Annotated in this window: 14 protein-coding genes; 2 read left to right on the top strand and 12 right to left on the bottom strand. The window is 74.5% G+C overall.

Features of this window, described 5'->3' with window-relative positions; genetic code table 11:
• Positions 1–47: 47 nt before the first annotated feature.
• The 10 genes from rosag_RS04325 to rosag_RS04280 all read right to left on the bottom strand — a co-directional run bounded on the left by rosag_RS04325 (position 48) and on the right by rosag_RS04280 (position 10,082).
• The gene (locus rosag_RS04325) at positions 48–974 is read right to left on the bottom strand and encodes a hypothetical protein (RefSeq protein WP_284348811.1); all 927 of its coding nucleotides are present in this window, start codon (positions 972–974) and stop codon (positions 48–50) included.
• Entirely contained in the window at positions 971–1,894 is a 924-nt protein-coding gene (locus rosag_RS04320) for an ABC transporter ATP-binding protein (protein WP_284348810.1), read from the bottom strand. The genes rosag_RS04325 and rosag_RS04320 overlap by 4 nt, the downstream gene beginning before the upstream one ends.
• A gap of 137 nt (positions 1,895–2,031) precedes the next feature.
• A complete protein-coding gene (locus rosag_RS04315) occupies positions 2,032–3,216 on the bottom strand; it encodes a tetratricopeptide repeat protein (RefSeq protein WP_284348809.1) in 1,185 nt (394 codons plus the stop codon).
• A 168-nt stretch (positions 3,217–3,384) separates the two neighbouring features.
• Positions 3,385–4,506: a tetratricopeptide repeat protein gene (locus tag rosag_RS04310; RefSeq protein WP_284348808.1), complete on the bottom strand. Its 1,122-nt coding sequence runs from the start codon at positions 4,504–4,506 to the stop codon at positions 3,385–3,387.
• Between the two features lie 106 nt (positions 4,507–4,612).
• Positions 4,613–5,545, bottom strand: a complete 933-nt coding sequence (locus rosag_RS04305; protein WP_284348807.1) for a pseudouridine-5'-phosphate glycosidase — start codon at positions 5,543–5,545, stop codon at positions 4,613–4,615.
• Between the two features lie 32 nt (positions 5,546–5,577).
• Positions 5,578–6,015 carry a hypothetical protein gene (locus rosag_RS04300; protein ID WP_284348806.1) on the bottom strand — a complete coding sequence of 146 codons (438 nt, stop codon included), beginning with the start codon at positions 6,013–6,015 and terminating at the stop codon, positions 5,578–5,580.
• A gap of 47 nt (positions 6,016–6,062) precedes the next feature.
• Positions 6,063–7,121: a serine hydrolase gene (locus rosag_RS04295; RefSeq protein WP_284348805.1), complete on the bottom strand. Its 1,059-nt coding sequence runs from the start codon at positions 7,119–7,121 to the stop codon at positions 6,063–6,065.
• Positions 7,118–7,351, bottom strand: coding sequence for a hypothetical protein (locus rosag_RS04290; RefSeq protein ID WP_284348804.1), 234 nt, complete (start codon positions 7,349–7,351; stop codon positions 7,118–7,120). The genes rosag_RS04295 and rosag_RS04290 overlap by 4 nt, the downstream gene beginning before the upstream one ends.
• A 50-nt stretch (positions 7,352–7,401) precedes the next feature.
• Complete coding sequence (locus rosag_RS04285; protein WP_284348803.1) at positions 7,402–8,604, bottom strand: aminotransferase class V-fold PLP-dependent enzyme; 1,203 nt, start codon at positions 8,602–8,604, stop codon at positions 7,402–7,404.
• 80 nt (positions 8,605–8,684) lie between these two features.
• A complete protein-coding gene (locus rosag_RS04280; RefSeq protein ID WP_284348802.1) occupies positions 8,685–10,082 on the bottom strand; it encodes an APC family permease in 1,398 nt (465 codons plus the stop codon).
• A gap of 213 nt (positions 10,083–10,295) precedes the next feature.
• Between rosag_RS04280 and rosag_RS04275 the strand changes: the two genes are divergently transcribed.
• A complete protein-coding gene (locus tag rosag_RS04275; RefSeq protein ID WP_284348801.1) occupies positions 10,296–11,600 on the top strand; it encodes a patatin-like phospholipase family protein in 1,305 nt (434 codons plus the stop codon).
• Between the two features lie 75 nt (positions 11,601–11,675).
• On the opposite strand, the gene rosag_RS04270 is transcribed toward rosag_RS04275, so the two are convergent.
• Positions 11,676–12,518 carry a PEP-CTERM sorting domain-containing protein gene (locus rosag_RS04270; RefSeq protein WP_284348800.1) on the bottom strand — a complete coding sequence of 281 codons (843 nt, stop codon included), beginning with the start codon at positions 12,516–12,518 and terminating at the stop codon, positions 11,676–11,678.
• Between the two features lie 156 nt (positions 12,519–12,674).
• Between rosag_RS04270 and rosag_RS04265 the strand changes: the two genes are divergently transcribed.
• A complete protein-coding gene (locus rosag_RS04265) occupies positions 12,675–13,052 on the top strand; it encodes a hypothetical protein (RefSeq protein WP_284348799.1) in 378 nt (125 codons plus the stop codon).
• A gap of 4 nt (positions 13,053–13,056) precedes the next feature.
• Here rosag_RS04265 and rosag_RS04260 read toward each other — a convergent pair whose 3' ends face one another.
• Positions 13,057–14,097, bottom strand: a complete 1,041-nt coding sequence (locus tag rosag_RS04260; RefSeq protein WP_284348798.1) for a M20/M25/M40 family metallo-hydrolase — start codon at positions 14,095–14,097, stop codon at positions 13,057–13,059.
• Between the last annotated feature and the right edge of the window lie 18 nt (positions 14,098–14,115).

Here is a 14,115-nt window from a genome sequence, read left to right as displayed (position 1 = left end):
TGAAGGGCTCCGGCGCACCGTGCGTGCCGGAGCCGCTCGCCCGTCGGTCAGGTGAGGATCGAGCGGCGCCGGAGGACGGCGATCCCGGCCGCCACGCAGACGGCGCCGTAGCCCACGGCCCAGAGCATCGCGCGCAGCGGGTCGCCGTTGACCATGGGATCCACCAGCGGCCCGAGGCGCTCGATGGGCGGCAGCAGGTAGCGCAGCGCGCCCACCGCGCCCCAGCCGTCCACGCGCTCGCTGAGCTCGCGCAGCGGGATCACGCCCAGCGTGCCGATGAGCGCCAGGCCGCCGTCGAAGCGCACCAGCGTCGAGAGCAGGAAGGTGAGCCCGCCGACCGACGCGAACAGCGCCGTGGCGATCATCAGCACCTGCTCGACCGGCACCGCGCGGCCGAACACCGCGCCCGCCAGCAGCGCCACGACGAGCGCCAGCGCGAGCGTCCCGACGAACGCGATCCCGAGCTTCTGCAGGTAGTACGGGACGCGCGCGACGGGCTTCGCGAACAGGAAGCGCTGCAGCCCGCGCTCGCGCTCCGCCGACACGATGCCGTGCACCGTGAACACCGACGACAGCCCGGCGAACGCCGACATGAGCGCGAGCATCAGCCCCGTGAACGTCTCCGCCTCGGGCACGGGACGCACGATGCCGTCCGCGCCGCGGCGCATGCGCTCGCCCATCTGCGCGGCGTCGTAGTTGTCCCAGAAGAAGTAGATGCCCATCAGGCCCAGCGCGAGCAGCCACACCGCGCGCTGCTGCACGAAGTCGCGCACCTGGTACTTGAGGTAGCGGCGCAGCGGCGACTCGGCCGGCGGGATGTCGAGCGTCTCGTCGGTGGCGAGGAAGTCGTCGTCGTCCAGCGCGGGGCCGCCGGCGGTCTGCGGCACGAGCGCCGCGGCGGCCGTCAGCTCGTCGAGCAGGCGCGCGTGGCGCTCGCGGTCGGGGGCGGGCGCCGCCCCGTCGAAGGAGATCACAGCAGCACCTCGCCGATGGCGTCGTGGAAGACCTGCTCGAGCGCGCTCTGCGCGGGGGCGACGCCGACCAGGAGCACGCCGCGCTCGATGAGCGCCGCGATGCCGTGGTTCAGCGCCTCGAGCGTGGGGGCGCTCACCGCCCAGTCGCCGCGTCCGAGGTCCGTCGCCTCGGTGAACACCTCGCTCAGGCGGTCGGCGCCGCGCGCGACGGTCAGGCGGTAGAGCGTCTCGTGCGTGTGCGGCAGCACCTCGCCCACCTCGACGACGCGCGTCACGCGCCCGCGGTCGAGGATCGCGACGCGGTCGCAGAGGCGCTCCAGCTCCTCCAGGTTGTGCGACGCGACGAGGATCGCGCGGCCGGGGCGGCGCAGCTCCGCGAGGATGCCGCGGAAGCGGATCATCCAGAGCGGGTCGAGGCCGTGCGTGGGCTCGTCGAGGATCAGCACGCGCTCCTCGCGCAGCAGCGCCTGCGCGAGGCCGAGCCGCTGCTTGTTGCCCTTGGAGAGCTTGCGGAAGGGACGGTCGGCATACTCGTCGAGGCCGAGCCGCGTCATGACCTCCTGGACGCGCACCGCGAGCCGCGATTCGGGGACGCCGGCCAGCGTGCCGAAGCGGAGCAGCGCCTGCCGCACCGTCCAGCGCGGGTCGACGTCGACGAGCTCCGAGAGGTAGCCCACGCCGTGGCGCTCGATGTACTCGCGCACCGGGCGGTTGGCGATGCGCACCTCGCCGCGGCTGGGCGGGACGTAGCCCAGGAGGATGGAGATCAGCGTGCTCTTGCCGGCGCCATTGGGGCCGGCAATGCCGAGGACCTCGCCGGCGTGGACGTCGAGCGAGACGTCCTCGAGGGCGACGACGTCGGAGGCGAGGGGGCGCGTGTAGCGCTTGCCGACGCCGCGGAACTCGATGAGGGATGGCACGGACGGCGGTGCGGAGGCGACGGGGCGGACGCCGGATGCGGCGCCGCGCAGGCCCTACGGAGCGGGGGCCGGACGCGGTTTCGCGCCCGGCCCCCGCGGCTACCCCGCCCTCGCCGGCCCGTGCCGTCAGGCCCGCGTCACGGGCGTGGCGCGACGCCCTGCGGCGCGGGGTACTGCTGCGGCACCGCCCCCTGCGGATACGGCGCCGCCGGGTACGCCGCCGGCGGCAGCTGGCCGGGCATCTGCCCGGGCATCTGCCCGGGCGCCATCGGCATCGTCGGCGCCGCGTTGACGCACCCGGACCAGTCGCCCTGCCCGGCGCGCTGCGCGAAGCTCTGGGCGAGCTGCACGTTGCCCTGCCGGGTCAGCGCGCACGCCATCCACCCCTGCGCCACCCGGTCGGCGTTGTTCGCCTCGATCGCGCGCCGGAGGAAGTTGATGGCGAGGTCGGGGCGGTTCACCTGCAACTGGAGCTGCCCCATCTCGCGCAGCGCGATCGCGTTGGCCGGCTCGTTCTGGATCGCGCGCGTGACCTCGTTCGTGGCGCGCGGCAGGTCGCCGTCCTCGCGGGCCAGGCGCGCCAGCCACACCCGCGGCAGCGCGAGCTCCGGGTGGTCGTCGGCGGCCGCCTGGAACTCGCGCCGCGCGATGTCCTTCTGGCCTGCCTGGTACGCGACCACGCCGCGCTCCAGTGCGCGCGGGCTCTGCGACTCGCTCATCCACCAGTAGGCGCCGGCGAGGATCGCGGCCAGCGCGACGATCCCGACGACGAGCACCGACCGCGACGGCCGCCGGAACGGGGTGCGGCGGGCCACCGGGTCGAGCGGCACGTCCGGCGCCGGCGCGCCGAGCCCTGGCCCGGGCCGGGCGCCGACGGCCGCGGGCGGCAGCGGCGCGGGCGTTCCCGGTGCGGCACCGGGGGGCGGCAGCGGACCGACCGCGCGGTGCACCCCCGTCGGCGCGCCGATGCCGAGGCCGAGCGCCGCCTCCAGCGACTGGAAGCCGCTGCGGGCGGCGTCCACGTCGGCGTGGTCGGGGCGGTAGCCCTGCCGCGAGGCGCGGTCGCGCGCGGCCAGGAAGCCGAGGAGGTCGTGCGCGTGGCGGTAGTCGAGCAGGCCACGCTGGCGCACCTCGCCCACCAGCGCCTGTCCGCCCAGGCCCGAGCCGCCGAGCAGGGCGCGGAGCGAGGTCTCGACGGCGCCCCAGGCCTCGATCAGGTCGGCCGCGACCTCCTCGGGGTGGCGGGTCGGGTCCAGCCGGGTGATGAGCGGGCGGGCCGCGTCGAGCGCGGCCATGGCCGTGCGATGGTTCGGGGTCGTCATCGGTGGCCCATCAGTGCAAGGGGCCGACCACCGCCGGGGCGGGGTCGCTGGGGCGGCCGCGTACGTGGGTGCTCACGCGGCCGCACGCACGACCGGCCCCCGGCGGAGCGCCGGGAGCCGGTGTGAGGCGGAATGAAGCGTCCGTCGGACGGAACGCGTCCGTCCCCGTCAGCGGACGATGCGAAGCAGCCCGGCGTCCGCGCTGCCGCGGATGAACGACTCGGCGTCCCCCGCCGAGATGCGCACCCCCGTCTTGCCGTACTGCCGCCGCGCGACCGCCGACATGAAGTCGGAGACCGGGCGTCCGGCGAACTCCTCGCTCGCGTCGCGCAGGAGGCCGACGATCTCCTCCCACGTGCCGTCCACCATGGCACCCTCGCTGGTGACCACGCGGTGGCGGCCCGTGTCCATGCGCGCCGGCGGCACCTGCGGCTCGTCCGTCCGTTCCGTCGGCGGGACCGCCTCGGCCGCGAACAGCTCCAGCTGCGCCACGTCGTCGTCGCCGTTCTCCAGCTCCGCCAGCAGGTCGTCGATCGCGTCGGGCTCGCCCGCCAGCTCGGTCAGGCGCGCCTCCCACGGCTTCAGCTCGACGTCGTCGTCGGCCAGCCGGTACACCGACTTCTTGAGCTCCAGCAGTCGCCAGATCCCGAGCTCGTCCCAGTGGTCCTCGGGCGTCGAGCGGTCCAGGTGGTAGAGGGCGCTCTCGAACTCCCCGCGGTCGTAGAGCAGGTTGCCGAGGTAGATGCGGGCCTCGACGTGCTCGCCGTCGAGCTGCAGCGCGCGCCGGAGCGCGGCGGCCGAGCCCTCGTCGTCGCCCAGCCGGTGCAGCGCGTAGCCGACGCAGGCGACCGCCTCGGCGTTGTCGGGGGCTTCCTGGACGGCGACCTCGAAGTACGAGCGCGCCTCCTCGATCAGCCCCTCGCGGAAGAGCGCGCGGCCGATCTGGAGCATGAGCTCGATGTCGTCCTGGTAGCCCAGGGTGAGCGTCTGCTGGAACGCGCGGAGCGCGGCGTCCTGCTGCCCGAACTTGAGCAGCACCTCGCCGAGGCCCGCCAGGGCGTCCTCGTGCTCGGCGTCGAGGACGAGCGCCTCGTCGAACGCCCGACGCGCCCACGCGTACTCCTCGCGCGCCAGGCGCGCGTAGCCCAGCCCCACGTGCAACTCCACCGCGTGCGGGTAGAGTGAGAGCCCCTCGCGGAGGACGTCGAGCGCCTCGTCGTACTTGCCCTCGTTGTAGAGGGCATGCGCGCGCTCGTCGTACTCCTCGGAGCTCAGGAAGGGGTTGGTCATGCTGTGGGTCCTCCGCCTGATCTGGTCTGCCTATAGTACAGCCCGGACGCGGATGAGTTCAATGTCGGGAACGTAAAGCGCACCTTTTGCGCCCCGGCGGGGGCGCTCAGCCGGCCAGCGCCACGGCCACCTCCCCGGCGAGGCGGGCGTTCGCCTCCAGCAGCGCCAGGTTGGCGACGAGCGAGCGGCCGCCGGTGGCCCGCTCGACGGCGGCGAGGAGGAAAGGGGTGACGCCCGGGCCGGCGACGCCCTGCCGCGCCGCGTCGGCGAGGGCATGGGCGACCGCGCCGTCCACCAGCTCGCGCGGGAGCGCCGTGTCGGCCGGCGGCGGCTGGACGACCAGCACCGTCTCGCGGCGGCCAAGGGCGCGGTGGTGCCGCCAGAGCGCGGCCAGCTCCTGGGGCGTGTCCGCGCGGTGCGGGAGGCGCAGCCCCGTGTCGACAGTGAAGAAGCCGGGGAGCGTGTCGGTGCGGTAGCCGACGATGGGGACACCCAGAGTCTCCAGCCGCTCCAGCGTCGCCGGAAGGTCGAGGATCGACTTGGCGCCCGCGCAGACGCAGAGCATCGGGGAGCGCGCCATCTCCAGCAGGTCGGCCGACTCGTCCCGGACCCACGAGGTGGGCGCGGAGCCCGGCGCCTCGCGGTGCACGCCGCCGATGCCGCCGGTGGCGAACACCTCGACGCCCGCCATCGCGCCGATCGCGAGCGACGCGGCGACCGTGGTCGCGCCGTCGTGGCCGCGCAGCATCGCGGGGGCGAGGTCGCGCGCCGAGACCTTGCGGACGCCCTCGCGGGCGAGGAAGCGCTCCAGCTCCGCGGGCTCGAGGCCGAGCGTGGGCACGCCGTGGACGACGGCGGTGACCGCGGGCACCGCCCCCGCGCGCTCGACGGCGCCGGTCATCCGGTCGGCGGCGTCGCGGTTGGCGGGGATCGGGAGGCCCTGGGCGAGCACCGAGCTCTCGAGGGCGACGATCGGGCGCCCGGCGTCGCGGGCGGCGCGGATGGCGGCGGTGAGGCGGAGCGGCGACGGGTCGGACATGCCCGATCGTAGCGCCTCCGCCCCTCGCGGGTCTAGGGCGCGCGCGACGGGCGGGCCGTGCTGTCGGCCGGCGCGGGGCGCCGGGCGTCCTGCGACGGGCGCGCCGGGGTGCGGCGCGGGGGCGTGGCCGGACGCGTCGCGGGCGCGACGGCCGGCGGCGCGGGATCGACGCGCGGGACGGGCGTGACGACCGCCGGCGCGGGGCGCGGCGCGCGCGCCAGCGCGGGAGCGGCGGAGTCGACCCAGGCCTGGATGTCGAGCTTCTGGATGATGGCCGCGGTGTCCGCGCGGAAGGGCTTCGGGCGGTTCGGGTCCGCGCTGTCGGCGGCGGCGGCCGCGGCGACGGCCGCGGGCACGGGGCGCGGCGGCGGCACCGGGACGCCGACCAGCTGCGCGTGCGCGGCGCCAGGCACGGCGAGCAGCGTGACGGCGGCCAGCGCCGCGGAGGCGAGAGTGACGGAAGCAGGCACGCCCCCCGCAGGCGCAGGGGGCGTGCCGGACGTGCAGGCGCGACCGGTCAGGACTGCGGCGCGCGAGGCCGCTTCGGCCAGGCGTCCGTGATCACCTTCCCCAGCCGCGCCATCAGCAGCTGCGGCTCGGTGTCGAGCACCCAGCGCGTGTCCCGGTTCTCCTTGGTGAGCACGCAGGCGACGACGCGCGACTGCAGCTCCCACAGCGCGCACTCGGTGCGCACCTGGTCGGTGGCGCCGGTCTTGTTGGCGGCGCGCACGCCCTCGACGTAGCGCTGCAGCAGCGCGTCGTCCTCGTTCTGGAACATGATGGCGAGCATCGCCGAGTCGGCGGCGGGGCTGACCGCCGTGCCGCGCGCGAGCCGCGCGTAGAGCGCCGCCATCTCGTCGGGCGTCGTCACGCCCAGGCCGTACTTCACCGAGCTGTCCATCGCCACGCTGGTGAAGCGCTGGAACACCTTGGCGTGGACCTTCGTGTGCGGCAGGCCGAGCGCCTCCATCTTCTCCCAGACGCGGCGCAGCGCGACGCGGTCGAGGAGCAGGTTGGTGGCGGTGTTGTCGCTGATCGTGATCATGTACCGCGCGGCGTCGGCGACGCGGATGGTGACGCCGGGCCGCAGGTGCTGCAGCTGCCCGGACCCGGGCACCTGGTCGATCTTCAGCATCGTGATCGGGTCGTCGAGCGCGATCATCTTCTTCTCGACGAGATCGAACAGCGTGACGAGGATCGGGACCTTGATCAGGCTCGCCGTGGGGAAGGTCTCGCCGCCGCGGTACGACAGCCGCTCGCCGGTGTCGAGGTTGTGCACGGCGTAGCCGACGACGCCCTGCTTCGCGCCCTCGTACGCGGTGACCAGCGAGTCGATGGCGCGGCGCAGCGCGACCGTGTCGGTGCGCACGGCCGCGGCGCGGGCGGGGGCGGTCGCGGGGACGGCCTTCGTGACGGGCGTCTGCGCCCGGGCGCAGGCGGCGGTGCCCGAGAGCAGCAGTCCCGCGCTGGCCACGGCCGCGAGGTGCCGGAACGCGACGCCGGCCCGCCCGAAGGCGGGCCGGCTGGCCGTGCGAGTCGTGCGCCCGATCACGCGACGGAGGGCGCGCGTGATCACTCCGCGGCGTCCGGGAAGTCGTCGGACTTCTTGGTGTCGACGAGCTCGCGGTCGTGCGAGGTCGGGTCGTACATCGCCAGCAGCTTGATGGTCTCGCCCGGGTAGGCGTCGAACTCCTTGCCCGTGCCCTTGTAGACCTTGATCTCGTGCCCGTCCTCGAAGCGCATGATGACGAGGGGGTACTCGCTGTTGACGTACTGCTTGCGGATGCGCTTGGGCGCGGTGCTCATGGCCAGACTCGGAAGTGGAAGGGAGTTTCCCGCGAAGCGGGAGCGGTCCATCAGGTCACCACCGCCCGCCGTCCCGCGTGCCGCTGCCAGGCGCCGGTCGCGAGGATCTCGTCGATCGCGGCCACGGCCGCCTCGAGCTCCTCGTCCGACGTGTAGAAGTGCGGGGCGACGCGGATGCCCGCGCCGGGGCGATAATCGATGACAATGTCGCGTGCGATCAGCTCCTGCGCCACCTCGTAGCCCTGCGGCACGTCGAAGGCGACCGTGCCCCCGCGCCGGGCCGGGTCGCGCGGCGCGTGCACCGGGTAGCCGCGCGCGTCGGCGAGCGCGATCAGCCGCGCGGTCTGCCGCTCGCTCTTGGCCCGCACTTCGGCGATCCCCGCCGCGTGCACGAGGCGCGGCCCCTCGAGCGCGGCATAGAGGGCGGGCACGCTGGGCGTCCCCGACAGCCAGCGCCAGGCGCCCGCGGCGTGCGACATGGCGTCCTCGAAGGCGAAGGGGCGCTCGTGCGCCTGCCAGCCGGTGAGCGCCGGCCGCACGGGCGCGCCGGCCCGCGCCTCGACGTCGGGCGCCGCGTACAGGAAGCAGCCGCCCGGCCCGCCGCACAGCCACTTGAGCACCCCGCCCGCCAGGAAGTCGCAGCCGAGCGCCCGCACGTCCACCGGCAGCACGCCGACCGAGTGGTAGGCGTCGAGCATCACCAGCGCGCCGGCGTCGTGCGCGTGCCGGACGACGCGCGCGGCATCCATGACGTACGCCGACCGGAAGAGCACGTGCGAGATGGCGACGAGTCGCGTGCGGTCGTCGATCGCGGCGCACAGCGCGTCCTCGTCCACCGACAGCCCGTCCTCGGCTGCCGGCACGACGACCACGCGCGCGCCCATCCGCGCCGCCATCCCCTCCACGGCGTAGCGCACCGACGGGAAGTCGAGCGCGGTCATGACGACGGTGTCGCGCCCGCCCGAGAAGTCGAGCGCCGAGAGCACGGCCGCGTGCGCGACGGAGACGTTGGCGACCATCGCGATCTCGTTGGGCGCGGCGCCGACGAGCGGCGCGATCACGTCGCCCACGCGCACGGGCAGCTCCCACCACGCGTCGGCCCACGCGCGCACGCCGCGCGTCGCCCACACCTCCGCGTACTCGGCCAGCCGGTCGGCCGTCGCGCGCGGCATGGCGCCGAGCGAGTTCGAGACGAGGTAGGTGGAGCGGTCGAGGATGGGGAACTCGGACCGGAACGTCAGCAGCGAATCCATCGGAGGACGATGAAGCGGGGGACGATGAAGCGGAGGACGATGAAGCGTGAAACGGTGAAGCGGCGATGGGCGGAGTCGCCTCAGGCGCGAGGCTGCGCCGTCTCGTATCGCGCCCTTTCGTCCTCCGCTTCACCGCTCTCCGCTCCTCCGTGCGGAACGCGCCGCCCTTTCGTGAGGAAGTACGCGGGCACGGACAGCACGAGCACGACGGCGAGCGCGATCCACTCGTTCATCGTGAGCCCCGTCATCAGCCAGCCGATGACGAGCAGCGCGAGCGCGGGCGCGACGCTGCCGAAGGGGGTCCGGAACGGCACGCCGCCGGCCTGCCGCACGTCCTTGCGGCGCAGCTGCCAGGCGCCCGCGCAGCACGCGGCGTAGGCCAGCAGCGCGGCGCCGTTGGCGACGAGCGCCAGCCGCTCGAAGCCGCCGCTGAGCGCGAGCGCCGCGGTGAGCACCGCCTGCGCGACGATCGCGACGTGCGGCGTCTTGTAGCGCGGGTGCACGGCCGCGAAGACGCGCGGCAGGAAGCCGTCGCGGCCGAACGCGTACAGGATGCGCGGCACGCCGAGCGTCATGCCGCTGACGTAGCCGAACATCGAGATCGCGGAGCCGACGAGGATCAGCCTGCGCCCCCACTCGCCGAGCGCGATGCCGGCGGCGTCGGCGAGCGGCGTCTTCGCGGCGGCCAGCGCGGGCCCGAGGATCCCCTGCGCCACGACGTGCACCGCGATGTAGACCACCGTCACCGCGAGCATCGCGAGGAAGAGCGCGCGCGGCACGGTGCGCGACGGCTCGCGCACCTCGCCGCTGGGGACCAGCGCCGCCTCGACGCCGAGGAAGGCGAAGATGAGGAAGGCCGAGCCCCGCGCCATCGCGTCGGTGCTCGGCGTCTGCGTCATGGCGAGGTTCGCGCCGTTGACCGCCAGCGCCCCGAGCGCGACGAAGACCGCCAGCGGCAGCAGCTTCGCGATCGTCATCGCGGCATTGAACCGGCTCGCGCCGCGCACGCCGAGGACGTTCAGCCCCGCGAGGAGCGCCAGCGCCACCAGCATCGCGATCGCGCGTCCCGCGCCGGCGCCGATCGCCGGCACGAGCGCCACCAGCGAGTCGGCGAAGAAGGTCGAGACGGCGGCCAGCGCGGCGCTCATGCTCGCCCAGAGCATCACGCCGGTGAGGAAGCCGAGGAACGGGCCGAACGCGATCTCGACGTACGCGTACAGGCCGCCCGTCAGCGAGACGCGACTCCCCGCCTCGGCGAAGCAGACGACGATCAGGCCCATCGCGATCGCGCAGACGACGTACGCGAGCGGGGCGGCGGGGCCGAGGGCGTCGGCGGCGCCGGCGGGGAGGCGGAAGATGCCGCCGCCGATGGTCACGTTCACGATGCCGGCGGCCAGCCCCCACGTGCCGAGGGCGCGCACGAGGGACGCGTCGCGGTGGCGCGCGGGCGCCGGGCCGCTGGAGGGAGAGGTCGTCATGGCGCTAATGTACGCTGGGAACCACCGGCGCACCGTGCACTGGCGCGCTTCTTTCGTACTGCAGGGGTGTAGGACACGGTGACCACGCAGGCCCTGGAGGCGTCTGCAGGTCATCAGGATGCGATCGGCCGACATGGAAGGTCGTGTGGAACGTCGCGTGCCCCCGGCAGCGCGACCCGTGCGTGCACGTGCCCGCGTGGCGGGAGGACACCGATGCCTGGAGACCCCCAAGACCGCGCGCAAACCCCCGCCACCCGGCGATCGCCGCGCGTCGTCGCGCGCCAGGCGCCGCGCATCGCGCTGGTGCTGGGTGGCGGGGGCCTGAAGGGATTCGCGCACATCGGCGTGCTGCGCGCGCTGCGCGAGCGCGGCATCCGCCCCTCGCTCGTCGCCGGCTCCAGCATCGGCGCGCTGCTCGGCGCCGCGTACGCGGCGGGGCTGCACGAGGACGAGATGGCGCGGCGTGCCGTCGCGCTCAAGCGCCGCGACCTGTTCCGCATCAACCACTACGGCATGCTGGTCGAGCGCATGCGCGCCGCGTCGCTGTACATGGCGGAGCCGCTGCGCGAGCTCGTCGAGCAGGTGGTGCCCGACGGCGACTTCGACACGCTGGAGCTGCCGCTGCTGGTCAACACCGTGGACGTCGCGCGCGGCACCCAGGTCGTGTGGGGGCTCAACGGGCTGCGCGACGTGCCGGTGCGCGACGCGGTGTACGCGTCGTGCGCGCTGCCCGGCTTCTTCCCGCCCGGACGCGTCGACGGGCGCGTGTGCGTCGACGGCGGCACGGTCGACAACCTCCCCGTCTCCATCGCCGCGCGGAACCGCGTCGCGCCGCCGGTGGACGCGATCATCGCGGTGGACGTCGGCAACGCCGACCTGACGCACGACACGACGATCCACGCGCAGGGCTTCGCGTCGATCTTCATGCGCTCCGCGAGCGTGATGATGCAGGCGCTGCAGGTGCCGCCGCTGAGCCACTGGAACGGCCCGCCGATGCTGCTCGTGCGGCCGCGTGTTAGCCACATCGGGTGGTTCGTCTTCGGCCACGCGCAGGAGCTGATCGACGAGGGCTACCGCGCCGCGTGCGAGGCGCTGCGCGGGCTCGACGAGCTGTTCACGGCGCCCGGCGGGATCTTCCCGCGGCGCACGGTGCGCCTGTCGGTGGACCACGAGAAGTGCACCGCGTGCGGGCTGTGCGTCGCCCTCGCGCCGCACGTGATGGGGCAGCAGGCGGACGGCACGGCCTATCCGCTGAGCCGGGAGCTGTCGTGGTCCCCGGCCGACGGCAACTTCGTGCGCATCTGCCCCACGCACGCGATCACCGTCGAGACGGTGGGCCGGGTGAGCGCGCCGTCGCCGATCCTCGCCACGCCGGTCGTGCTGCCGCCGGCGACGCTCCCCGCGTCGGCGACGCCCGGGCTCGCGCCGCTGGTCCCGGTCGTGCCGCTGGCGCCGGCGATGGAGCAGGTGGTCCCCGGTGGCGAGGACGGGCTGCTGGAGACGCCGCCGGCAGCCTGACCGCTCGCACGCGACGACGACGGGGGGCGGCGTCCGTGGACGCCGCCCCCCGTCTCTCACATGCACTGCGTCGGATCACCCGAGGCGGCGGCGCCTCACGAGCGCGCCGAGCGCCAGGCCGGAGGCCACGAGCAGCACGGTCGCCGGCTCGGGGACGACGGCCGCCGCCGTCGGATTGCCATAGAGGAAATCGTCCATCACGACGACGTCTGTCGAGCCGCCGTCGTTCGGACCGAGTCCCGTGGTGCCCGCGATGATGCGCACGCGGCTCACGATTGCGTCGTCCCAAGAGACCCCGAGGAAGGAGAACGTCTGACTTCCCACGAGGCCGGGAACGGCGAACACGCCGAGTGAGTTGCCGGTGAGCCCGAAGTACTCAATGGACGTCCCCGACATGTCCACGTCCACGAAGATCGCCCCGAAGCCGCGGGTGAGCGCCGGCGTGTCGGTCCCCGCCAGGAAGAACTGTACGTCGACGATGTTGCTGCCGACGGCGGTGAACAGGCGCTCAGGCGAAAAGGCGGCGAACGTCGCCCCGTAGGTGGGGTTGATCTCGCCAAATGCGATCGGCGTGGCCGTCGGGTTGACCGCGTCCGCGCTCACCCTGAAACCCGAGCCGGGCGTCGAGAAGATGGCGCCTCGGGGCGAGTTCACATTGAAGAAGTTCGCCGGCAGGTTATTGGGCGAGGCGAACTGGTCGGGCACTGCATCCCAGTTGATCTCGCGACGCGCGCCGGTGCCGTCGGAGAACAGGCCGGCGGCTCCCGGGACATTGCCGCCGCCGAGGTCGACGCGGAACTGGTCGCGCGCGGCCGTGATGTCGGCGGCAGTGGGGCCGGCCGCGGATCGGACGACCTGCGCGGATGCGGCGACGGGGACGAGAGCGAGCAGCGCGAGGGCGCGACGAACGGATCGCATGACGCCTCCTGTGACTGAGTGGTGGGCCAGCCGCAGCGCCCCAACATGCGAACGACCATCCGTTCACGAAAGCGGCCGGGACGGCGATGCGGCGCGGCCTGCATCTTTCCTCATCCCCGACGGTTCCGTGGTGCCCACCCCTCGCCGAGGTGTCGAATGTCCGTGCGCTCGCTCGTCCTTGCCCTGCTCGTCACCGCCGCGCCCGCGGCCGCCCAGGAGCTGACCACGCCCGCCGTGCCCGCACCCGCCGCGGCCGCGCCGCAGTCCGAGACGCCGCCCGCGCCCGGCCCCACCCGCGAAGGCGCCCGCGCCGGCGTCGCCACCGCGCCCATGCACGCCGCCCGCGCGGCGCAGCAGGGCGAGCGGGAGCGCGCGCCGCGCAACCGCCCCGGCTTCGGCCAGCCCGAGGCGCTGATGATCGTCGGCGGCGCCGCGGTCGTCATCGGCCTGATCGTCGGCGACGACGCCGGCGGGATCCTCGCCTTCGGCGGCGCCGTGACGGGGCTGGTGGGGCTCTACCAGTACCTGCGCTGAGCGCTCACGACTCCGTCAGCGCCGCCGCGGCCAGCCGCTCGTAGGCGTCCACGGCGGCGCGCAGCTCGGCCACGTCCACGTGCTCGTCGTCGGTGTGCGCGACGTGGATGGAGCCCGGCCCGAACAGGTACGGCCGCCCCCAGCGCGTGAGCACGGGGATGTCGGTCGCGTAGGCGACGACGTCGGTGCGGAAGCCGGGCGCGGTCCCGAGGTGCACCGGAGGCACGGTGATCCCCCACGTGATCGTCGCGCGGTCGCCGACCCAGGCCTCGAGCACCGCGCGCAGCGTCTCCGCCGGCGTCACCAGCCGCGCCATGCAGCGCGCCTCGGCCAGCGGCGGGACGACGTTGTCGGCGACGCCGCCCGTGACGGAGCCGACGTTGATCGTCGTCGCGCCGAGTATAGGGTCCGTCGGCAGCGCGAGGGTCTCCAGCTCCACCAGCAGGCGCGCCAGCTTCGCGATCGCGCTCTCGCCCAGCTGCGGATAGGCGGAGTGGCAGGCGCGCCCGGTGGCGCGCAGCGTGAAGCGGAGCGCGCCCTTGGTGCCCACGCCCAGCACGCTCTCCGTCGGCTCGCCGTTGATCAGCGCGCGGCACGCGGGCGCGAGGCGCGGCTGCGCGTCGTTCGCCGCGTGCGCACCGTCGTGCGCGGTCTCCTCGCCCACCACGAACAGCAGCCCCACCGGCACGGCGCGCGCGCGCAGCCGCTCGGCCGCGCACACCATCGCGGCGGCGATCCCCTTCGCGTCGCACGCCCCGCGCCCGTACAGGCGGCCGTCGTGCAGCCGCGGCGGGATGAACGGCGGCACCGTGTCGAGGTGCGTCGAGAGCACGACCTCCGCGGGACGCTCGCCCTCGGCGAACAGGTCGTCGCGGCCGGGACCGACGGGGATGCGCGTCACGCGCCAGCCGCGCGCGGCGAGCACCTGCGCCATGCGATCGATCGCCGGCGCCTCGCGCCCACTGGTGGAGTCGGCGGCCATGAGGTGCGCCGCGAGCGCGACGGGATCGAGCGGGGCAGCAGGGTCGAACGCGGGCAGCGACATGAGCGGGGAGCGTCGAGC

The organism is Roseisolibacter agri (genome assembly GCF_030159095.1).
Taxonomy (GTDB): Bacteria; Gemmatimonadota; Gemmatimonadetes; order Gemmatimonadales; family Gemmatimonadaceae; genus Roseisolibacter; species Roseisolibacter agri.
The sequence above is the reverse complement of the archived record's forward strand: the minus strand, read 5'-3'. Positions and strand labels throughout refer to the sequence as shown.